The organism is Gemmobacter sp., assembly GCF_046292685.1.
Taxonomy (GTDB): domain Bacteria; phylum Pseudomonadota; class Alphaproteobacteria; order Rhodobacterales; family Rhodobacteraceae; genus Wagnerdoeblera.
This window is the reverse complement of sequence record NZ_JBKBQM010000032.1, coordinates 18,463-40,363: the sequence shown is the minus strand read 5'-3', so window position 1 is coordinate 40,363 and position 21,901 is coordinate 18,463. Positions and strand designations below refer to the sequence as shown.

Here is a 21,901-nt window from a genome sequence, read left to right as displayed (position 1 = left end):
CGGACCAGTGGCGTTCCCATGGCTCGATCTTGGTCATCGGGGTCTCCGTAAGGTCCGTGGTTGAAGTCGCCAAACTCCACCTCGATCCTACACCTCGATGGCCACCAAGGATCACTCCGCCGACGGCGACGAAATTACACCAGATCCTCGGACGCTAACTACTCTCGGCCAACGCGTTGTCGTAACTGTCGCCCATGCTGCCCACCGAGGTGTCGATGCCTGCATCAGCCAGGCGCTCGGTGTAGCGGATTGACAGATACTGGCTGCCGCGGTCGGAGTGATGGATCAACCTGCCGCCTGTTGGGCACCGCTGGCAGATCGCCTGGTTCAGGGCGTCCCGCACGAAGCTCGTGGTCATCGATGTCGAAACGCGCCAGCCCACGATCTTTCGGGTGAAGACATCGATGACGAAGACCACGTAGGGCAGAATAAGCCGATGCCTTCTTCAGGATCTCGTTGGCCGTGCGCAGTTCCCGGTTCTCGCGCTCCAGCTCCTTGAGCCGTGCCCGCTCGTCCCTCTCGTCCCTGGTCAGACCCGAGCGCTCGCCAGCATCTCGTGCCGCATGCAAGCACCAGGCCCGCAAAGTGTCATGAGAACAGCCAAGCTTCCAGGCAACCGCGCGATAGGCGGCGTTGTCGCTGGTGTAGTCGGACCGGTGTTCGCGATACAGACGAACGCCGCGTTCGCGGAACTCGGCCGTGTATGTCGGGGTGTGCTTCTTCTTCGCTTCCATAAGGGTCATCCTTTGACAGTTTTACCCTCTCGGATACCTGGGGCGGTTCGCCCCAACGAGATCAACTGGGCCCACGTCGGCACGCTGCAGCACTACGCGGGCCTGCTATCTCCGGCAGGCCGGATAAGCTTCAACTTGATTCGACAATGACTCTAACGCGGGTGCAGCTCGAACCGGCAGACCCGGTCGCCGCAACCGCAGCAGGCGGTCTCGACCACGGTGACGCCAGGCCAGACCAGCGCGCCGAATAGCCCGGCGAACACGGCTGCGTGCCAGGTGCAGCCTGGGGCGCGGGCGGGCACGGCCAGCGGATTGCGCCCGATCTCGAAGGTCAGGGGTCGGCGGGCCGCGATGCGGAAGGTGCCGGTGCCCGCAAAGGTCCAGGCGTGTTTCGCAATCGCCGCTGCCAGCAGCCGTGCCCCCAGCGGCCGCGGCAGGGCGCGGATCAGCGCTTGCGCGGGGCGCGGGATGCGGTGGGCCAGGATGTAATCCGCCGTGCCCAACCCTGCAGCGTGCTGCACCGCCTCGGCCTTGTCGGGCAGGTAGAGCCGGACGAAGCGGTGGAACCGCGCCACATCCTCTTGCGGGATCATGCCGGAGTCGGGGGGCGGCTCGGCCACTTCGGCCAGGTGCAGCAGGGCATGGCGCATCCGCGGGCCGATGGCCGCATCCAGCACCGGCAGGTGCTGGAGAATGGCGTTCGGCCCGATCCTGTTGCGGGCGGGGGCGTTCATCCTATTCCGCCGGTTCCTGCGCCATGCCCGGCTGCGCCCCGTTCGGCATGACGAAAGGTCTGGCACGGTCGGGGGCGGCATCCTCCATCTGCTGCGCACCGCCACCGCAGGCGCGAAGCGCGTTCCTCTCCTCGGCCCGGGCCTTGCCTTGCGCCCGGATCGCCGCGCGCCGTTCGGCGGCGCGGGCGGCCTTGTCGGCCGAGGCTTCCCAGTCGGCCATCTGCGCCTCGGCGATGGTGCGGGTTTCGTCAAAGCCGAAATCCAGCTTGTCGCGCGATTTCAGGCTGAAATACCCGGCCTTGCCCAGATCGTAGAATTGCCGCTGGGATCCTGCCTTGAGAAACGCCTTGAGGCAGCCCAGAAGATACTTGCGCCGGTATCCGGTGCCGCGCCAAGGGTAATGGAACAGCGCCTTGCGCATGTAGAAGCGGCGGTAGTTCTTCAGAACGCCTTCCAGCAGCGCGCCGCGGGTCATGGCGGCGGGTTTCATGATGGGGGTGACGAAGTTGTATTTGGAAAAGTCGAACACCTCGACCTGATCCTTGATCTCCTGAAACAGCGGGGTGAAGGGCCAGGGCGTGTACATCGCCCAGTTGGCCAGGTCGGGCTGCCAGTCCCAAGCCATCTGGAAGGTTTCCTCCAGCGTTTCGGGGGTTTCGTTGTCGAGGCCCACGATGAACTGCGCCTCGACGAAGATGTCGGCGTCGCACAGCAGGCGGATGGCCTCCTTGTTCTGGGCGACGGTGGTTTCCTTGTTGAACACGTCCAGCTTCATCTGCGCCGCGGCCTCGGTGCCCAGCGACACGTGAACCAGCCCCGCCTTGCGGTAGAAGGGCAGCAACTCCTTGTCGCGCATGATGTCGGTGACGCGGGTGTTGATGCCCCATTGCACGCGGCGCGGCAGGTCGCGGTCGATCAGCTCCTGGCAGAACTCGATGAACTTCTTGCGGTTGATGGTGGGTTCCTCGTCGGCCAGGATGAAGAAACCGACCTGATGGTCGTTCACCAGACGTTCGATTTCGTCGGCCACCTTTTTCGGCTCGCGCACGCGGTAATCGCGCCAGAACTTCCATTGCGAACAGAAGGAACAGGTGAAGGGGCAGCCGCGCGCCATGTTGGGTATGGCCACGCGCACACCCAGCGGTGTGTAGAGGTATTTCGACCAGTCGAGGATGGACCAGTCCGGGTCGATCCCGTCCAGATCCTTCACCGTGCTGGCGGCAGGGGTGGTGACGATCTGGTCGCCGTCCAGAAAGGCGATGCCCTTGACCTTGCGGCGGTCGGCGGGCCAGCGGCCATCGCGCAGGGTGGTCATGAGATCGGTCATGATCTCCTCGCCTTCGCCACGCACGATCACGTCGATCCAGGGGGCTTCGGACAGCACCTGGCGGAACATGAAGGTGCCGTGAATGCCGCCCAGAACCGTCATGCAGCCCGGCGCCACGTCGCGGGCGATGCGCAGCACTTCCTCGGCTTCGTAGATCGCCGGGGTGATGGCGGTGGTGCCTACCACGTCGGGCCGCAGTTCGGCCAGGCGCCGGCGCAAGGCAGCGTGGTCGACATGGTCGGTCATGGCGTCGATGAAGGTGATGTCGTCGAAGCCGGCCCGGCGCAGCGACCCGGTCAGATAGGCCACCCAGGCCGGCGGCCAGGTGCCCGCGATTTCAGCCCCGCCGGAATGGTAATTGGGATGGACGAAGACGATGCGCATGGCCGACTCTCCCTGCTATGTAAATTAAAATTTACACTTTTGACGGCAGGAAAAATTGACATGGATCAAGTGCCACGGCAGTCGGACCCTTGCGCGGATGGCAAATGCAGAACGCCGCGCAGGGGCGGGCGCGGCGTCGTGCGGAGAATGGGGGGGGGGGTCAGTCTTCGTCGCGGTTGAGCAGACCGTATTTGCGCAGCTTGACATACAGCGACTGCCGCGACAGGCCCAGCATCTCGGCCGCGGCCACTCGGTTGTTGCGGGTCAGCTCTACCGCCGTTTCGATGCAGATCTTTTCCACCACATTGGTGGTTTCCGCCACGATGTCCTTGAGCGAGGACGACCCCACCAGATCCAGCACGTTGCGCATGTTGTTGTCGCCGCTGGAAATGCTGGAGCGCAGCGCCTCCGACCGGCTGGAATCCCGCACCACCAGGGCCATGACCGGATGGGTGCGGTCGTTCAGCCAGGTTGCCGAGATGTCCACGGCGACCTGGCTGTTGAAATCGGTGGTCACCTTGGTGGAATACATCCGCAGGTGGCCGGCGCGGCGGGCGTTGTCCAGCAGCACCTTCAGGTCCACCATCCCGCGGGCAAGGTAATCGGCCAGCGAACGGCCGCGCATCGCCGAAAGCGTGGCGGTATCGGTCAGGTTCAGGAACGACTCGCTGGCCGACAGGATCAGGCCATCCTTGTCGGTAAACACGATGCCATCGACACCCTTGTAGAACAGCTGGCGCAGGTTCGCCGCCAGAGGATCGGGCGCCCCTGGCCCGGTTATGCCGGCGCCGGCTTCGTCCAGGCGGCACAACACCAGCCGTTCGCCGGCGGCGCGGAACACCTTGGGGTGTATCAGCAGCCGCTTTTGCGACCGGCGCGCCTGCACCTCGACCGGGGCGGTCAGATCGGACCCGGCGGTTGCGGCCAGCGTATCCATCAGCTCGCCCTGCCGAGGGCCGTCGAATTCGGCCAGAAGATCGCTGCCGATCAGATCCCCGCGCGACGCACCAAGCAGGGCGGCGGCATTGTGGTTCACATCCACCACCCGCCGTGTTCCGGTGGCCACCAGCAAGATGGCATCGCTGGTCACATCCATCAGCAGGCGATAGCGGGTGTCGATTTCGCGCTGAGTTTCGTAATCGCGCTCCAGCGCGATCTGGGCGCTGACAAGCTGCTGTTGTACCTCGATCATGGGACGCTGGTCGCGCCCCAGCATCAGCACGCGGTCGCCCTGGTTCAGCCAATGCATCGAATAGCGCACCGGAACCGCTGCCCCATCCTCGAGCCGATGGGTCACCTCGCACCAGACCTGCGCCAGCCGTTCGCCGCGCCGCGCCTGCGCCGCCAGAGAACCCAGCCGGTCGCGCAGCTTGGCCATGGATTCGGTGTCGAGCACCCGGGCGATGTCGGTGCCGTTCCAGCGCGGCAGCTCGCCGAAGGAGCGGTGATTGGGGTTGGATGAAGCGGCGTGGATCCGGCCCGACACGTCCACCAGCAGCACGATGTCCGACAAGGTCGAAGAAATGCTCGAAAGCAGATCCGACCCCAGAAGTGGCACCATACCGGCGTTGAGCATGTTCATTCCGTCGTGAGACACTGTCGCACCCGCTCCATTCACCCTGTAGGCCTCGGGGGGGTCTTTCATGCCCGAAGCTATTCAGCCGGCGCGGCTGACTTCATCAGATCGAACTGCCGCAGCGCCAACGCGACATCCCTTGTCGCAATGTCGGCTCCGGTGATTCTGCGCAAATCCTCGGGATCGACAGGAACAGCGCCACCGACTGCGAAACGGACGTCTGTTCCTACCATGTTGCGCGCGGCTGTCACAAGCTTGCGACACGAATCCAGACTGTCAAAATTTCCGACCGAGAAGAAAACCGCGTCAAACCGGCGTGTTCGAAGCATTACTTCAAGGCTTGCCGGTGACGACAGCAGTTGCACCGCCACCGAAACGCCAAGGCGCCGCATCTGTGTCGTGGCGATCATGGCGCCGAGGGTGTGTTGTTCTGAATCAGGCACCACCATCAGGACCGAACCCGACATGTGCGGGTTCGCAGCGTCGGCCGACCAGGCGCGCCCCAGTTCGCGCAGCAGGTTCTGCATGCGCGAGGTGGCGATCGTCGCCTCAAGGATGTCGATCCGATCGGCATGCCATTCTTCGCCGATCTCGCCGACGGCCGCAGGGATATAGTCGTTGACCATCGATTCGGCCGAAACATGCAGCCGACGCATTTCCGAGAGGAGTTTTTCGAAGACCTGCGGGTCGCCGGTTCGTGCGCCCCTGACCAGAAGCCGCAGCACGTCGTCGCGCACAGGTGCCTTGGTTTCGGCCGACTCGCCCACCAGGATCGCTACGACCTGCATTGCGAACTGCGCGATGCCGAATTCGCCGGGGCAAGACGCAACAGTTCCTTTTGGCGAAAGCGATCCATCAGCCTGTCTCCACTTGGCTGGCGGTCGCGAAACGCTGGGTCGCGTGACCGTCTGATAGCTCAATGTCGCCGAGCGAACAGGGGTTGTCAAACAAAACTGACAATTTTTGCGCCTCGTTTTCTGGTCAGTCGGCTGATTGGGCGGCAATGTTCACAAAAACAGTGGGTTAAATTGCAGGTGGGGCGGTTTGTTGCGGAGTGCTGCCGGCCGGCTCTGACATGTTGCATGTAAATTATAGTTGACACTTTGCGCCCTCTGCTCCTAGGCTCAAGGCAAGTCAGCATCTGGACGTCCAGCATGGATTCTCTCCTTACCCCAATGAGAAAGCCGCTTTACACGCCGGAACAGCGGGCGCGGCGCGACAGCACCGTCTGGACACTGGTGCAGGGGGTTCTGGCGCCGGTGCAGTTTCTGGCCTGTGCCGTCTCGATCGCGCTGGTGGTGCGGTATCTGGTGACAGACGCCGGTTACACCGCGGCGACGGTGTCGATCCTCGTCAAGACCTTCCTGCTCTACCTCATCATGGTGACCGGGGCGATCTGGGAAAAGGTCGTTTTCGGCCAATACCTTTTCGCGCCGGCCTTCTTCTGGGAGGACGTCGTCAGCTTCGGCGTGATCGCCTTGCACACGATCTATCTTTACGGCCTCGTTACCGGGCGGATCCCCGCGGATGCGCTGATGTGGTTGGCGCTGGTCGCCTATGCGGCCTATATCGTCAATGCCATCCAGTTCCTGTGGAAGCTGCGCATGGCGCGTCTGGATGGCGCCCGCGGCGACTCGGTTCAGGGGGTCGCGGCATGACGACCCTGCCCCCGCCTCCTGCCATCGGTTGCCGCACCGTCCCCGTCCTGCGCGAGCGGGGCCAGCGCGAGGTGTTTTGCGGCCTGACGGGAATCATCTGGTTGCACCGCAAGATGCAGGATGCGTTCTTCCTGGTGGTCGGCAGCCGCACCTGTGCGCATCTGCTGCAGGCGGCCGCCGGCGTGATGATCTTTGCCGAACCCCGCTTTGGCACCGCGATCCTGGAGGAAAAGGATCTGGCGGGCCTTGCTGATGCCAATGCCGAGCTCGACCGCGAGGTTGCCCGCCTGCTGGCTCGCCGCCCCGACATCCGGCAACTGTTCCTTGTCGGCTCCTGCCCGTCCGAGGTCATCAAGCTGGACCTGCACCGCGCCGCCGAACGGCTCAGCGCCATCCATGCGCCGCACGTGCGGGTGCTGAACTATTCCGGCAGCGGAATCGAGACGACCTTTACCCAAGGCGAGGATGCCTGCTTGGCCGCGATGGTGCCGGTTCTGCCCGAAGCCAACGGCAAGGAATTGCTGGTCGTCGGCGCGCTGCCCGATGTGGTCGAGGATCAGGTTCTGGACCTGCTGGCGAAACTGGGCGTCGGCCCGGTGCGCTGCCTGCCCGCGCGCCGCTCGGCCGACCTGCCGTCGATTGGCCCCGAAACCCGGTTCATCCTGGCGCAGCCGTTCCTGGGCGACACGCACGCGGCCCTGATCCGCCGCGGCGCACAGCATATTGCAGCCCCATTCCCCTTTGGCGCCGAGGGCACCACCCGCTGGCTGGCCGCGGTTGCCGCGGAATGGGGTGTGTCGGCCGACCGCTTCGCCGATGTCACCGATGCGCCGCGGGCGCGGGCTGAACGTGCCGTGGCGCAGGTGGCAGAACGGCTGCGCGGCAAGTCGGTGTTCTTTTTGCCCGACAGCCAGCTGGAATTGCCGCTGGCGCGCTTTCTGGCGCGCGAATGCGGGATGCGCGCGGTGGAAATCGGCACGCCCTACCTGCACGCCGAAATCATGGGCCCGGAACTGGACCTGATCGCCGCCGGGCCGACCATCTCCGAAGGGCAGGACGTGGACCTGCAGCTGGACCGCGTGCGCGCCGCCCGCCCCGACTTGACCGTGTGCGGCCTTGGTCTGGCCAACCCGCTGGAATCCGAAGGCCTGTCCACCAAATGGGCCATCGAGCTGGTGTTCACCCCGATCCATCTTTACGAACAGGCGGCCGACCTGGCCTCGCTGTTCGCCCGCCCGCTGCGCCGCCGCGCGCTGCTGGGCGCCGCGCGGGAGGCCGCGGAATGAAGCTGACGCTCTGGACATACGAAGGCCCGCCCCATGTGGGGGCGATGCGGGTGGCCACGGGCATGCAGGGCCTGCACATGGTGCTGCACGCCCCGCAGGGCGATACCTATGCCGACCTTCTGTTCACCATGATCGAACGGCGCGGCCATCGCCCGCCGGTGACCTACACCACCTTTCAGGCCCGCGATCTTGGCGCCGATACCGCCACGCTGTTCAAGCAGACCTGCCAGGATGCTTATGATCGGTTCCGCCCCGAGGCCCTGCTGGTCTGCGCCTCCTGCACGGCAGAGCTGATTCAGGACGATCCGGGGGGCCTTGCCGAACGGCTGGGCCTGCCGGTGCCGGTGATCGCGCTGGACCTGCCCAGCTACAGCCGCAAGGAAAACTTCGGTTGTGACGAGGCGCTGCTGCAACTGACCCGCGCGCTGGCCAGACCGATGACGCGGACCGAAACCGTGTCGTGCAACATCCTTGGCCCCACCGGCCTCGGTTTCCGCCACCGCGACGATGTGGCCGAAATCCGCGGGCTCCTGGAAAGCATGGGCATTGCGGTGAACGTGGTGGCGCCGATGGGGTCGCGCCCGTCCGACATCGCCCGGTTGGGGGCTGCGCATTTCAACGTGGTCCTCTACCCCGAAACCGCCGAAAACGCCGCCCGCTGGCTGGAGGCAAACCACGGCCAGCCCTGGACGCGCACCATCCCGATGGGCACCCGCGCCACCCGCGCCTTCATCGACGAGGTGATGGGCCTCGCGGTCGCCGCCCGCCGCCCGGACGAGTCGCGCCTGCGCCAGCCGTGGTGGTCGTCCAGCGTGGACAGCACCTACCTGACCGACAAGCGCGTGTTCATCTTCGGCGATGCCACGCATGTCATGGCCTCGGCCCGCATCGCGCGCGATGAAATGGGGTTCGAGGTGGCGGGCCTGGGCTGCTACAACCGCGAATTCGCCCGCTCCGTGCGCGCACTGGCGAGGGAATTCGGGGTCGAGGCGCTGATCACCGATGACTATCTGGAGGTCGAGCGCGAAATCGACCGTCTGCGCCCCGAGCTGATCCTCGGCACCCAGATGGAACGCCACATCGGCAAGCGTCTGGGCATTCCCTGCGCCGTCATCTCGGCCCCCGTGCATGTGCAGGATTTCCCGGCCCGCTACAGCCCGGTGATGGGCTTCGAAGGCGCCAATGTCCTGTTCGACACCTGGGTGCATCCGCTGGTGATGGGGCTGGAGGAACATCTGCTGACGATGTTCCGCGAGGATTTCGAGTTCCACGACGAGGCCGGCGCCAGCCACCACGGTGGCCATGCACCGCGCCCGATGGGTCTGGGCACCGCCGCGCCAGCGGCCGCGGCCGACGGGGGCTCGATGCCCCCCGAGGCCGCACCTGCCCCCGAGGAACCCGCGCCCGTCGCCGCGCAGTCCGGCGAGGTCATCTGGCTGGCCGATGCCGAGCGCGAGTTGAAGAAAATCCCCTTCTTCGTGCGCGGCAAGGCCCGGCGCAACACCGAAAAATACGCCGCCGAACGCGGCGTGTTCCAGATCAGCCTCGACACGCTTTACGAAGCCAAGGCCCACTATGCGCGATGACACCGCCTTTCCCGGACCGTCCTATCGCGTGGCCATCGTCACGCTGGACAGCCATGCCGCAGGCCCTGCGGCCCGTGCCATGCCCCGGTTGCGCAAGGATTTTCCGGGCCTGAGCGTTACCATCCACGCCGCCGCGGAATGGGGCGAAAACCCCGCCGCGCTGGCGGCCGCGAAAAAGGCGGTGAACGAGGCCGATCTGGTCGTCGCGTGCCTGTTGTTCCTCGAAGAACACATCGCCCCGATCCTGCCCGAGTTACGCGCCGCGCGCGAACGCTGCGATGCCTTTGTGGGCCTGATCGCCGACAGCCAGGTGGTGCGCCTGACGCGCATGGGCGAGCTGGACATGGCCAAGCCACCGTCGGCCCTCGGCGCGCTGATGAAGAAGCTGCGGGGTTCGTCCTCCGAACCCGGGCGGCCCAAGTCGGGCGAACGGCAGATGGCCATGCTGCGCCGCCTGCCCAAGATCCTCAAGTTCCTGCCTGGCAAGGCGCAGGACCTGCGCGCCTGGTTCCTGTCGATGCAATACTGGCTGGGCGGGTCCGACGACAACATCGAGGCGATGCTGCGCTTTCTGATCGCGCGCTATGGCCGGGGCGGGTTGTGGAAATCGGTCAAGGCCGCAGCGCCAGTGGATTACCCCGAGGTCGGGCTTTACCACCCCGATCTGGCCGAGCGCATCACCACCGATGCCCGCCGCATTCCGGCCCGGCCCGGCCAGCCCACCGTGGGCATCCTGATGCTGCGGTCCTATATCCTCGCCTCGGACACCGCGCATTACGACACCGCCATCCGCGCGCTGGAAGCGCAGGGGCTGAACGTGCTGCCCTGCTTTGCCGGTGGCCTCGACGGGCGCCCGGCGATCGACGCCTACATGAAGGGCCGGATCGACGCGATGGTGTCGCTGTCGGGCTTTTCGCTCGTCGGCGGGCCGGCCTACAACGACAGCCCCGCGGCCGTCGAGGCGCTGAAGGCGCTGGATGTGCCCTATGTGGCCGCCCACCCGCTGGAGTTCCAGACGCTGGGGCAATGGGCGGCCTCGGGCGGTGGCCTTGGCCCGGTGGAAACCACCATGCTGATCGCGCTGCCGGAAATCGACGGTGCGACCAACCCAACCGTCTTTGCCGGGCGGCATGGCGAGGAAGGCTGCGCGGGCTGCAAGTATCGCTGCCAGCGTGCCGCGGGCACCGATGCCCGCGCCATGGCGCCTTGCATCGAACGCATCGAGGCGCTGGCCGACAAGGTGGCACGTCTCGCGCGCCTGCGCCGCAGCCAGCGGGCCGAGCGCAAGGTGGGCATCGTTCTTTACGGCTTTCCGCCGAATGCGGGCGCCGTGGGCACCGCCGCTTACCTTTCGGTGTTCGAAAGCCTGCACCGGCTTCTGCACGCCATGGCCGCCGAAGGCTATGACGTGACGCCCCCCGCATCGGTGGACGATTTGCGCGCGCAGGTGCTGCATGGCAATGCGGCCTATCACGGGATGCCGGCCAATGTGCACGCCAAGGTGCCGGCCGAGGCCATCGTGCGCACCACCCCCTGGCTGAAGGAAATCGAGGCCGCCTGGGGCCCGGCGCCGGGGCGCGACCAGTCGGACGGGCGGTCGGTCTTTGTGCTGGGGGCGCAGTTCGGCAAGGTGTTCGTCGGCGTGCAGCCGGTGTTCGGCTACGAAGGCGACCCGATGCGCCTGCTGTTCGAAAAGGGCTTTGCGCCGACCCATGCCTTCACCACCTTCTACCGCTGGCTGCGGCAGGATTTCGGCGCCGATGTCCTGCTGCATTTCGGGATGCACGGCGCGCTGGAGTTCATGCCCGGCAAGCAGGCGGGGCTGGGGCCGGGCTGCTGGCCCGACCGGCTGATCGGCAACATGCCGAACATCTACCTTTACGCCGCCAACAATCCGTCCGAGGCCAGCCTTGCCAAGCGGCGCACCAATGCCATCACCGTCACGCACCTGACCCCGCCGCTGAGCCAGGCCGGGCTTTACAAGGGGTTGAACGAGCTGAAGGACACCCTGCGCCGCTGGCGGCAGGCGGACCCGGACGACCCGACGCGGGCCGAGCTGGAAGCCCTGATCGCCGAACAGGCGGCGGCGGTGGACCTGTCGGGCAGCGTGGAAACCCTGTGGTCGCGCCTCTTGGAGACGGAGGAGGCGCTGATCCCCGATGGCCTGCATGTGCTGGGCAAGGCGATGGATGCGGGGCAGATTGCCGATTACGCCGCGCAGATGATCGGCTCGCCCGAGGCGATTGCCAAGGCGCGCGAACAGCTGGCGCAGAACGGCGAGATTGCGGCCCTGATCCATGCGCTCGATGGCCGCTTCGTGGAACCCGTGCATGGGGGCGATCTGATCCGCAGCCCGGACATCCTGCCTACAGGGCGCAACATCCATGCCTTCGACCCGTTCCGCATGCCCACCGCCTTTGCCTTGCGCGATGGCGCGGCGCAGGCGCAGCGGCTGCTGGATACCCACGCCCGCCTGCCGCAGACCGTGGCCTTGGTGCTGTGGGGGTCGGACAACATCAAGTCCGATGGCGGCCCGATCGCCCAGGCGCTGGCGCTGATGGGCGCGCGGCCCCGGTTCGACAGCTACGGGCGGCTGTGCGGGGCCGAACTGATCCCGCTGGCGGAACTGGGGCGGCCGCGGATCGACACGGTGATGACGCTGTCGGGGATTTTCCGCGACCTGCTGCCCTTGCAGATCCGCCTGCTGGCCGAAGCGGCCTGGCTGGCGGCGACGGCCGACGAGCCCCTGAGCCAGAACTTCATCCGGGCCCATGCGCTCGATTACGCTGCGCGCACCGGCGACACGCTGGAAACCGCCGCGCTGCGGGTGTTTTCCAACGCCGAAGGTGCCTATGGCGCCAATGTGAACGTGCTGGTCGGATCTTCTGCCTTTGGCGAGGAGGACGAGCTGGCCGATGCCTATGAGGCACGCAAGAGCTTTGCCTATGACCGCCAGGGCAAGGCCTGCAACGCCCGCGGTGTGCTGCAAGGGGTGCTGGCCACGGTGGATGTGGCCTATCAGAACCTCGAATCGGTCGAGCTGGGGGTGACCACGGTCGATCATTACTTCGACACGCTGGGCGGCATTGCGCGGGCGGTGAAGCGGGCCAAGGGCGGGGCCGAAGCGCAGGTCTATATCGGCGACCAGACGCGCGGCACCGGCAAGGTGCGCACGCTGAAGGACCAGATCGCGCTGGAAACCCGCAGCCGCAGCCTGAACCCCAAGTTCTTCGAGGGGTTGCTGAAGCACGGCGCCGAAGGCGTGCGCCAGATCGAGGCGCAGGTGACGAACACGATGGGCTGGTCAGCCACGACCGGCACGGTTGAGCCTTGGGTCTATCAGCGGCTGTCGGAAACCTTTGTGCTCGATGCCGCGATGCGCCGCCGCCTGACCGCGCTGAACCCGCAGGCTAGTGCCCGGATGGCCGGCAAGTTGCTGGAAGCGGCCAGCCGCACCTATTGGCAACCCGATGCGGCAACGCTGGCCGCGCTGCAGGACGCGGCGGACGAGATCGAGGACCGGCTGGAAGGGATTGCGGCGGAATGACCCGGCGGTGCGCCAGCGGACGGGACCGGACCGGGGGGCCAGCCCCCCGGACCCCCCGGGATATTTGCAGACAGAAAATGGGAGCAGACGTTCCCCGGGAGGACCTGAGATGAGCCCGAGAGACGAGATTCCGAACCTGCGTGGTCAGGATGGCGAAGGGTCGGTGCAGGTGCATCTGGACCCGAGCATGAAGATCGAGAACACGATGGTGTTTTCCGTCTATGGCAAGGGCGGGATCGGCAAATCCACCACCTCGTCCAACCTGTCGGCGGCGTTCGCCAGCATGGGCAAGCGGGTGTTGCAGATCGGGTGCGACCCCAAGCACGACAGCACCTTCACCCTGACCGGGCGGTTGCAGCCCACGGTGATCGACATTTTGCGGGATGTGGATTTCCACGCCGAGGAGCTGCGGCCCGAGGATTTCGTGACCATCGGCTGGGGCGGGGTGAAATGCGTGGAGGCGGGCGGGCCGCCGGCGGGCACGGGCTGCGGTGGTTATGTGGTGGGCCAGACGGTGAAGCTGCTGAAACAGCATCACCTGCTGGAGGAAACCGATGTCGTGATCTTCGACGTGCTGGGCGATGTGGTGTGCGGCGGGTTCGCGGCACCTTTGCAGCACGCCGACCGCGCGGTGATCGTGACCGCCAACGATTTCGACAGCATCTATGCGATGAACCGCATCATTGCCGCGGTGCAGGCGAAATCGGCCAACTACAAGGTGCGCCTGGCAGGCTGCATCGCCAACAGGTCGCGGGAGACGAACGAGGTGGACCGGTTCTGCGAACGCGCCGGGTTCAAGCGGATCGGGCATATGCCGGATGTGGATGCCATCCGCCGGAGCCGCCTGAAGAAGAAGACGCTGTTCGAGATGGACGCCGACGAGGATGTGCTGGCCTGCCGCAAGGAATACCTGCGGCTCGCGGAAGCCTTGTGGACCGGGCAGGAGGTGCCGACCCCGCTGCCGCTGCCGGATCGGGAAATCTTCGAATTGCTGGGGTTCGACTGATGCGCGATTTCGTCGAGGAGTCACGCGGCTATCGTTCCACCCGCGACCGGGTCGAGACCTATTTCGACCGCACGGCCACCGCGGTGTGGGACCGGCTGACATCGGATGCGCCGGTCAGCCGCATCCGGGAAACCGTGCGGGCCGGGCGCGATGCGATGCGCGCCCTGATGCTGTCGCGCCTGCCTGCCGACCTGCGCGGGGCGCGGGTGCTGGACGCGGGTTGCGGCACCGGCATGATGGCGGCGGAACTGGCGCGGCGCGGGGCCGAGGTGGTGGGGGTCGATATCTCGCCGCAGTTGGTCGAGATTGCGCAGAAGCGCTTGCCCGAGGATCTGGGGGCGCGGGTTTCGTTCCGGGCGGGCGACATGCTGGACCCGCACCTTGGCCGGTTCGACCATGTCGTGGCGATGGACAGCCTGATCTACTATGCCCAGCCGGACCTGGCGCGCGCGCTGCATCGGCTGGCAACGGCTGCGCCGCAGGTGGTGTTCACCGTGGCGCCGCGGACGCCCTTGCTGATGGCGTTCTGGGGGCTGGGGAGGGCGTTTCCGCGCGCGGACCGGTCGCCCACCATGGTGCCGCACGCGCCGCGCCGTCTGGCCCGCGCCGTGGACGGATTGGCCGAGGTCGGAAGGGTTTCCCGCGGGTTCTACATTTCGCAATGCCTGGAGGTGCGGCGGTGATCGTTCCGCGCAATCTGCTGAAACAGCTTTCGCCGCGCTGGCTACCCTTTGCCGATGCCGGTTCGGACCAGTTGCCCTTGAGCCAGATTTTGCGGCTGAGCCTGTTTCAGCTGTCGGTGGGCATGGCCACGGTGTTGCTGCTGGGCACGCTGAACCGGGTGATGATCGTGGAATTGTCGCTGGCGGCCTCGCTGGTGGCGGCGATGATCGCGCTGCCCGTATTGGTGGCCCCGTTCCGGGCGCTGCTGGGGTTCAAGTCCGACCACCACCGTTCGGCGATCGGCTGGAAGCGGGTGCCCTATCTGTGGTTCGGCTCGCTGTGGCAATTCGGCGGGCTGGCGGTGATGCCCTTTGCGCTGCTGGTGCTGGGCGGGGATGTCACTTACACCGTGCCGTTTGCGGGCGAGGTGCTGGCAGCGCTGGCCTTCATCATGACCGGGTTCGGGCTGCACATGACGCAGACGGCCGGCGTGGCGCTGGCCGCCGACCGGGCCAGCGACGAGACACGGCCGCGGGTGGTGGCGCTGCTGTATGTGACCTTCCTTCTGGGCATGGCGATTTCGGCGGTCGTTCTCGGGCTGCTGCTGGCGGACTATTCCGACCTGCGCCTGATCCAGGTGGTGCAAGGTTGTGCGGCGGCAACCATGATCGTCAATGTCATCGCCTTGTGGCGGCAGGAAAAGATCCGCCCCATGAGCCGCGCCGAGCGCGAGGCGCCCAAACCGAAGTTCTCCGACGCCTGGGCTGACCTCGTTGCGGGCGGGCAGGTGGGCCGGCTTCTGGCCGTGGTTGCCCTCGGGGGCCTCGCCTTCAACATGCAGGATGTGCTGCTGGAACCCTATGGTGGGCAGGTGCTGGGCCTGTCGGTGGCGGCCACGACGCTGCTGACCGCCTGCCATGCCACGGGCGCCCTGACCGGGTTCCTGCTGTCGGCCCGTACGCTGGGGCAGGGGGCGGATCCGTTCCGGTTGGCGGCAAAGGGCATCCTGATCGGGGTAGCGGCGTTTTCGGCGGTGATCTGCGCCGCGCCGTTCGGTTTGCCGTCGCTGTTCTACGCTGGCGCTTTCGGCATTGGGCTGGGGACCGGGCTGTTCGCGGTGTCGACCCTGACGGCGGCCATGGCCTTGCCGGTGCGCGGTGTCGCGGGGGGCGGGCTGGTGCTGGGGGCCTGGGGGGCCGCGCAGGCGACTGCGGCGGGTCTTGCCGTGGCGCTGGGCGGGGGCATCCGCGACGGGGTCGATCATCTGGCCCGCGCCGGAATGCTGGGCGCGCTGAACGGGCCGGATGTCGGCTACATGGTCGTCTATCATGCCGAGATCGGCCTGTTGTTCCTGACCCTGGCCCTGCTGGGGCCGCTTGTCCGCATGACCATCCTGAAACCCGAAACGAACGACCGGCAGGCCCCGATCGGGCTTGCCGAATTCCCGACCTGATCCCCGAGGAGGACCCCTCATGTACGACTGGCAGTTCTTTGGCACTTTCGACCTGGCGCGCATCTCGCTGTGGATGTTCTGGCTGTTCTTTGCCGGGCTGGTCTACTGGATCCAGCGCGAGAACCAGCGCGAAGGCTATCCGCTGGAAAACGATGACGGCACCCCGGCGGGGTCGCTGTTTTCGACGCCCGAACCCAAGACCTTCCTGCTGCCGCACGGCGGCACTTACAGCGCGCCCGATGGCGTCCGCGAACAGCGCGAACTGGCGCTGGCACGCACCAATGCGGGCGGCGGCTTTCCCTTTGCCCCCACCGGCGACGGGTTGCGCGATGGCGTGGGCCCTGCCGCCTGGGCCATGCGCCGCGACGAACCCGAGCTTGACGCCCACGGCCACCCCAAGATCCAGCGCATGTCGGCAGTCGGCTTTGCGGTGGCGGCTGGCCGCGACCCGCGCGGGCTGCCGGTCTGGTCGCCCGATCTGAAAAGCCCCGGCAAGATCACCGACCTTTGGGTCGATGTGCCGGAACAGGTCGTCCGTTACCTGGAGGTGACCCTGGCCGATGGCAGCGCCCGGCTGATTCCGATGCCGCTGGCCCGGATCAAGTCGGATCGGGTGGTCGTGCAGTCGCTGCCGGCGGCGCGCTATCCCCAGGTGCCGCAGACGGCGCTGGCCGACCGCGTGACCAAGCTGGAAGAAGACAAGATCAGCGCCTTTTTCGCCGGCGGCCCGCTGTTTGCCGCCGACGAGATCCCGTCGAAGTACGACGCCTTGATGAAGCTGATCTGACGCACCGACACGACGACAGGAGAGGCTGCCATGCCGATGGATAACCACGACGATTTCGCCTTTGAGCCGGTGCGCGGTTTGCCCGAGCGCCCGCCGAAGTCGGAAACGATCCTGTGGCAGGGCAGCCCCTCGACGCTGGCCCTGGCCCGCGATGCCTATGGGCTGGTCTGGGTGATGGGGTATTTCGCCGTCATCATCGTATGGCGCGCGGCCGTGGGCAGCATCGATGGCGGCCTTGCGGGGGCCTTTGCCTTTGGCCTGCCCTACGCGATACTTGCAGCGATGGCGGCCGCGGTGATCCTGGCGCTTGCCTGGGTTGCGGCCAGAACGACCGTCTACACCATCACCACCGCTCGGGTCGCCATGCGCATCGGTGCCGCGCTGACGGTGACGCTGAACATCCCCTTCCGGCAGATCGCAACGGCCAGCCTCGACCGGCGCCGCAACGGAACCGGCACCATCGCGCTGGAAACGCTGGGCGATACCAAGTTCAGCTACCTGATGCTCTGGCCGCATCTGCGGCCCTGGCACGCGCGCAAGCCGCAACCGGCGCTGCGCTGCATCCCCGATGCGGCGCGCGTGGCGACCATTCTGGCCGAGGCGGCCGAGGCGCGCGTTTCCGAACCCGTCGTCACCCGCAGCGCCGCACCTGCCGCGGCGTTGGCTGCCGCCGAATGAGGGCCCCGACATGACCGACAAGCCGATCCCCATGCGCGTTCCCGCCGAACAGGAGATGATTCCGGCCAAGGTGGTGCTGGGCATGTTCTCGCTTGCGCTGCTGGCGCTGGCGCTGGTGGCCTGGGCCAAGCTGACCGGGCAACCCGTGGTGGCGGTGCCGCCCAAGGCCGAGGTCGTCGCCAGCCGCACGCTGATCCTGAAAGGGGGCGATGCGCAGGCGGTGCAGGTTTACACCGCCGATGGCCGGCTGCTGGCCGACCTGCCGCACGGCGGCTTCATCACCGTGGTTCAGAACGGCCTGCAACGCGAAAGGCTCAAGCACCGCATTCCGGCCGACGCGCCCATCAACATCGTCACCTACGCCAACGGCCGGCTGGCCGCCGAAGACCCGCTGACCGGCTGGGATGTGGAGCTCGGCGTCTTCGGTGCCGACAACCGCGCCGCCTTCGAACGACTGCTTGCGATGGAGTGATCCGGCGCAAGGCCTGAACGACGACCAGAAAAAGATCAAAAGATCATCAAGGGAACACAACCATGCCGCTTCTTGCCAGACGAAAGGAACAGGTGCCCTGCACCGTCGAGGTCAGTCACCGGTTCGAAAGCCTTCATGCCCATGTCCGTTTCGATAACGGCGCCGTCGTTCACCCGGGCGACGAGGTGCTGGTCCACGGCGCCCCGGTGCTGGCCGCCTATGGCGAGGTCGTGGTGGAACAGCGCGTTGCCACCATCACCCGCGCCACGGCGCTGGAACGGATGTGGACGCGCCTGACCGGCGACTTCGACTTCATGGAGCTGTGCGAATTTTCGTTTTCCGAGGAGTTGGCGCTGTGAACGCTCATGCAACCACCCACGAGGAACTGCACGCCGAGATCGCCGACAGGTTCGACACCACGGCGATGGCGACCGAAACCACCCTGCTGAACCCCAGGTTCTACACCACCGATTTCGACGAGATGGACCGGATCGACGTCACCCCGGTGCGCGCCGACTGGGACAAGCTGATCGCGCAGATGAAATCCGACCCCAACAAGGGCCATTTCAAGAAGACCGAAGCCTGGGACAAGGTCGATTGGGAAGGCATGGACCCGGCCCTGCGCCGCGAGTTCATCGATTTCCTGGTGTCGTCCTGCACCGCCGAATTCTCAGGCTGCGTGCTGTACAAGGAAATGAAGCGCCGCGGCAACAACCCCGATATCTGCGAGCTGTTCAACTACATGGCCCGCGACGAGGCGCGCCATGCCGGATTCATCAACGACGCGCTGCGCGAGGCCGGCGTGGCGGTGAACCTGGGCTTTCTGACCAAGTCCAAGAAATACACCTACTTCCGGCCGCGCTTCATCTACTATGCCACATACCTGTCGGAAAAGATCGGGTATGCGCGCTACATCACCATCTACCGGCACCTCGAGGCGAACCCCGATCATCGGTTCCACCCGATCTTCAAGTGGTTCAAGGAATGGTGCAACGACGAGTTCAGCCACGGCGAGGCTTTCGCCCTGCTGATGAAGACCGACCCGAAGATCACCGAAACCCTGTCGGCCCGGCTGTGGATCCGGTTCTTCCTGACGGCGGTTTACGCGACGATGTGGGTGCGCGACCATGCCCGCCCCGATTTTCACCACGCGCTGGGGGTGGATATCGACTGGTACGACCAGGAGGTCTACCGCAAGACCAGCACCATCGCCCGCCAGATCTTTCCGATCGAACTCGACATCGACCATCCGGCCTGGCTGCCCACCCTGCGCAAGCTGGATGCCGCCATGCGCGACATGGAAAAAGGCAAGCGCAAAGGCGGGGTCGGCGGCTGGTTGCAGCACAAGCTGGGGGCGGCCCGGGCGGGGCTGGCCTTTGCCCGGCTGTATCTGTTGCCGGTGAAGCGTAACGCCGTGCCGGCCAGCCCTCGGCTGGAACCGGCCTATTGAACGCCAGCGCGAGGCCGGCAGCGGCCTCGTCGCCCCCAACGCAGGAGCCGGCCCATGTTCGAAACCCCCTGGATCGCCGCGTTGACCGCGCTGTTCCTGTGGTGGTTCGCCACGGGCATCCTGCTGTGGCGCGTCCACGCCGCCGACCGCAGCGCCGACCGCGACGCGCATATCTGGTCGGTCCTGCTGGCGCTGCCGCTGTTGCTGGGGGGCGCCTTCGGCATCCGCGAGACTCTGGGCGATGCCAGCGCCCAAGGGGTGTTCGTGGCCTTCCTTTCGGCGCTGGCACTGTGGGCGTGGGTGGAACTGGCCTTTCTTTCGGGGGTCATTGCCGGGCCGAACGCCGAACCCTGCCCCCCCGGCTTGCGCGGCTGGCCGAGGTTTTCCCGCGCCCTTGGCACGATCCTGTGGCACGAATTGCTACTGGCCAGTATCTTTGTCGCCATGGTCTGGCACGGCTGGGATGCGCCGAATGCCTTTGGCATCTGGACCTGGGTGCTGCTGTTCGGCGCGCGCATCAGCGCCAAGCTGAACCTGTTCTTCGGTGTGCCGCGCATCAACACCGACTTCCTGCCGCGCCCGCTGGCGCATCTGGCGGGCTATTTCCGCAAGGGGCCGGTGTCGGCCTTCTTCCCGTTCTCGGTCACGCTGCTCAGCCTTGCCACCGGCTGCTTCATCGAACGGCTGGTGCGGGCGACCGAACCGGCCGAGGTGATCGGCTGGACGTTGCTGACCGCGCTGGCGGCCCTCGCGCTGCTGGAACACTGGTTCATGGTCTGGCGCGTGCCGGACGACAAGCTGTGGCGCTGGATGATCCCGGCCGACCGCAGCCCCAAGAAAAGCCTTCAGGAGGATCCCAATGGACTTTGACGCCCTGTTCACCGCGCAACTGGATGCGCTGAAATCCGAAGGCAACTACCGGATCTTTGCCGAACTGGAACGCAAGTGCGGGGCCTTTCCGGCCGTCACGCGCCACGATGGCGGCAAGGCCGATCAGGTGACGGTCTGGTGTTCCAACGACTACCTCGGGATGGGCCAGCACCCCGACGTCGTCCGAACGATGGTCGAGACGGTTCAGGCCTGCGGCACCGGGGCGGGGGGCACGCGAAACATTTCGGGCACCGCACGCCACCACAAGGAACTGGAGGCCGAACTGGCCGACCTGCACGGCAAGGATGCGGCGCTGCTGTTCACGTCCGGCTATGTGTCGAACTGGGCGGCACTGTCCACCCTGGGTGCGCGCATTCCGAACGCCGTGATCCTGTCGGACGAAAAGAACCACGCCAGCATGATCGAAGGGGTGCGCCACAGCCGCGCCGACAAGGTGATCTGGAAACACAACGACTGGCGCGATCTCGACCGCAAGCTGAAGGCGGTGGGCGACCGGCCCCGGATCGTGGCCTTTGAATCGGTCTATTCCATGGATGGCGACATCGCCCCCATCCGCGAGATCGTCGAGGTGGCCGAAGCGCATGGGGCGCTGACCTATATCGACGAGGTTCATGCCGTGGGCATGTATGGCCCCCGCGGCGGCGGCGTGACCGAGGCGCTGGGCCTGGCCGACCGCATCCACCTGATCGAAGGCACGCTGGGCAAGGCTTACGGTGTGGTGGGCGGCTATGTTACCGGCTCGGCCCCGCTGGTCGATTTCCTGCGCAGCTTCGCCAGCGGCTTCATCTTTACCACCGCCTTGCCGCCGGCGGTGGCGGCGGCGGCCACGGCCAGCATCCGGCACCTCAAGCAATCCGATGCCGAGCGCCGCGCGCAAAAGGAAAAGGTGGCCGAGGTGCGGCGGCGGCTGGATGCCCACGGCATCCCGCACATGGCCAACGATAGCCACATCATTCCGGTCATGATCGGCGATCCGGTCAAGTGCCGGATGATTTCCGACATCCTGCTGGCCGACTGGGGCATCTATGTGCAGCCGATCAACTACCCCACCGTGCCCAAGGGAACGGAGCGTCTGCGCATCACCCCCGGCCCGCTGCATTCGGCCGCCGATATTGACCGTCTTGTGACCGCGCTGGCCTCGCTTTGGCGCCAATGTGCGCTTGCCCATGCCGTCGCATGATCTAAAACCAGTGTCGACGCAGGCGTGCGTGACCTGCGATTCCCGGAGGACTGAATGAACCGCCTGTTGACCATCGCTGCCGCCATCTCGCTTCTTCCTGTCGCCGCCCTTGCCGAAGGCGACGCGGCCAAGGGCGAGAAAGCCTTCAACAAATGCGTTGCGTGCCACGTGGTGCAGAATGCCGCCGGCGAAACGCTGGCCGGCAAGGCCGCCAAGACCGGGCCGAACCTTTTCAACGTGGTCGGCAAGGCTGCCGGTTCGGTCGAAGGGTTCAAATATGGCAGCGGCCTGGAAAAGGCCAAGGAGATGGGGCTGATCTGGGACGAGGCCAATTTCGTCGCCTATCTGAACAACCCCACCGGCTTCCTGCGCGAGTTCACCGGCGACAAGGGCGTGCGGGGCAACATGTCGTTCCAGATCAAGAAAGAGGACGAGGCGAAGGATCTGTATGCCTTCCTGACCTCGCTGAACCCGGCAGAGTGATCGGCG

General features: G+C 66.1%; 19 protein-coding genes and 1 pseudogene. 15 read left to right on the top strand and 5 right to left on the bottom strand.

Going from position 1 to position 21,901, the window contains the following annotated elements; genetic code table 11:
* Positions 1-160: 160 nt before the first annotated feature.
* From ACK4S2_RS10340 to ACK4S2_RS10320, 5 genes and pseudogenes are all read right to left on the bottom strand, one after another.
* A pseudogene (locus ACK4S2_RS10340) lies at positions 161-421 on the bottom strand (DDE-type integrase/transposase/recombinase); the annotation flags it as partial.
* 465 nt (positions 422-886) lie between these two features.
* The gene (gene bchJ / locus ACK4S2_RS10335; protein WP_409623743.1) at positions 887-1,468 is read right to left on the bottom strand and encodes a bacteriochlorophyll 4-vinyl reductase; all 582 of its coding nucleotides are present in this window, start codon (positions 1,466-1,468) and stop codon (positions 887-889) included.
* Position 1,469: 1 nt separating this feature from the next.
* The gene (gene bchE, locus ACK4S2_RS10330; RefSeq protein WP_409623741.1) at positions 1,470-3,179 is read right to left on the bottom strand and encodes a magnesium-protoporphyrin IX monomethyl ester anaerobic oxidative cyclase; all 1,710 of its coding nucleotides are present in this window, start codon (positions 3,177-3,179) and stop codon (positions 1,470-1,472) included.
* A gap of 160 nt (positions 3,180-3,339) precedes the next feature.
* Positions 3,340-4,755: a transcriptional regulator PpsR gene (gene ppsR, locus ACK4S2_RS10325; protein WP_409623739.1), complete on the bottom strand. Its 1,416-nt coding sequence runs from the start codon at positions 4,753-4,755 to the stop codon at positions 3,340-3,342.
* A 77-nt stretch (positions 4,756-4,832) separates the two neighbouring features.
* Positions 4,833-5,543, bottom strand: coding sequence for a B12-binding domain-containing protein (locus ACK4S2_RS10320; protein ID WP_409623737.1), 711 nt, complete (start codon positions 5,541-5,543; stop codon positions 4,833-4,835).
* 366 nt (positions 5,544-5,909) lie between these two features.
* On the opposite strand from ACK4S2_RS10320, the gene bchF reads away from it, so the two are divergent.
* From bchF to ACK4S2_RS10245, 15 genes are all read left to right on the top strand, one after another.
* On the top strand, positions 5,910-6,413 hold the full coding sequence (gene bchF, locus ACK4S2_RS10315) for a 2-vinyl bacteriochlorophyllide hydratase (protein ID WP_409623735.1): 504 nt from the start codon (positions 5,910-5,912) through the stop codon (positions 6,411-6,413).
* Positions 6,410-7,699 (top strand): ferredoxin:protochlorophyllide reductase (ATP-dependent) subunit N, encoded by a 1,290-nt coding sequence (locus ACK4S2_RS10310; RefSeq protein WP_409623733.1) that lies wholly within the window; start codon positions 6,410-6,412, stop codon positions 7,697-7,699. The genes bchF and ACK4S2_RS10310 overlap by 4 nt, the downstream gene beginning before the upstream one ends.
* Entirely contained in the window at positions 7,696-9,285 is a 1,590-nt protein-coding gene (gene bchB / locus ACK4S2_RS10305; RefSeq protein WP_409623731.1) for a ferredoxin:protochlorophyllide reductase (ATP-dependent) subunit B, read from the top strand. Before ACK4S2_RS10310 ends, bchB begins: the two co-directional genes overlap by 4 nt.
* Entirely contained in the window at positions 9,275-12,832 is a 3,558-nt protein-coding gene (locus tag ACK4S2_RS10300) for a magnesium chelatase subunit H (protein ID WP_409623729.1), read from the top strand. Before bchB ends, ACK4S2_RS10300 begins: the two co-directional genes overlap by 11 nt.
* 109 nt (positions 12,833-12,941) lie before the next feature.
* Positions 12,942-13,838 (top strand): ferredoxin:protochlorophyllide reductase (ATP-dependent) iron-sulfur ATP-binding protein, encoded by an 897-nt coding sequence (gene bchL / locus ACK4S2_RS10295; protein ID WP_409623727.1) that lies wholly within the window; start codon positions 12,942-12,944, stop codon positions 13,836-13,838.
* Entirely contained in the window at positions 13,838-14,521 is a 684-nt protein-coding gene (gene bchM / locus ACK4S2_RS10290) for a magnesium protoporphyrin IX methyltransferase (RefSeq protein ID WP_409623725.1), read from the top strand. Before bchL ends, bchM begins: the two co-directional genes overlap by 1 nt.
* Complete coding sequence (locus tag ACK4S2_RS10285; RefSeq protein ID WP_409623723.1) at positions 14,518-15,954, top strand: MFS transporter; 1,437 nt, start codon at positions 14,518-14,520, stop codon at positions 15,952-15,954. Before bchM ends, ACK4S2_RS10285 begins: the two co-directional genes overlap by 4 nt.
* A gap of 19 nt (positions 15,955-15,973) precedes the next feature.
* On the top strand, positions 15,974-16,741 hold the full coding sequence (gene puhA, locus ACK4S2_RS10280) for a photosynthetic reaction center subunit H (RefSeq protein ID WP_409623721.1): 768 nt from the start codon (positions 15,974-15,976) through the stop codon (positions 16,739-16,741).
* Positions 16,742-16,777: 36 nt separating this feature from the next.
* A complete protein-coding gene (gene puhB / locus ACK4S2_RS10275) occupies positions 16,778-17,419 on the top strand; it encodes a photosynthetic complex putative assembly protein PuhB (RefSeq protein ID WP_409623753.1) in 642 nt (213 codons plus the stop codon).
* A 10-nt stretch (positions 17,420-17,429) separates the two neighbouring features.
* Complete coding sequence (gene puhC / locus ACK4S2_RS10270; protein WP_409623719.1) at positions 17,430-17,891, top strand: photosynthetic complex assembly protein PuhC; 462 nt, start codon at positions 17,430-17,432, stop codon at positions 17,889-17,891.
* Between the two features lie 62 nt (positions 17,892-17,953).
* Complete coding sequence (locus tag ACK4S2_RS10265; protein WP_409623717.1) at positions 17,954-18,250, top strand: hypothetical protein; 297 nt, start codon at positions 17,954-17,956, stop codon at positions 18,248-18,250.
* Between the two features lie 65 nt (positions 18,251-18,315).
* Positions 18,316-19,341 (top strand): magnesium-protoporphyrin IX monomethyl ester (oxidative) cyclase, encoded by a 1,026-nt coding sequence (gene acsF, locus ACK4S2_RS10260; RefSeq protein ID WP_409623751.1) that lies wholly within the window; start codon positions 18,316-18,318, stop codon positions 19,339-19,341.
* 54 nt (positions 19,342-19,395) lie between these two features.
* A complete protein-coding gene (gene puhE, locus ACK4S2_RS10255) occupies positions 19,396-20,211 on the top strand; it encodes a putative photosynthetic complex assembly protein PuhE (protein ID WP_409623715.1) in 816 nt (271 codons plus the stop codon).
* Complete coding sequence (gene hemA, locus ACK4S2_RS10250) at positions 20,201-21,412, top strand: 5-aminolevulinate synthase (RefSeq protein WP_409623712.1); 1,212 nt, start codon at positions 20,201-20,203, stop codon at positions 21,410-21,412. Before puhE ends, hemA begins: the two co-directional genes overlap by 11 nt.
* A 54-nt stretch (positions 21,413-21,466) precedes the next feature.
* Positions 21,467-21,895, top strand: a complete 429-nt coding sequence (locus tag ACK4S2_RS10245) for a c-type cytochrome (RefSeq protein WP_409623710.1) — start codon at positions 21,467-21,469, stop codon at positions 21,893-21,895.
* Positions 21,896-21,901: the final 6 nt, after the last annotated feature.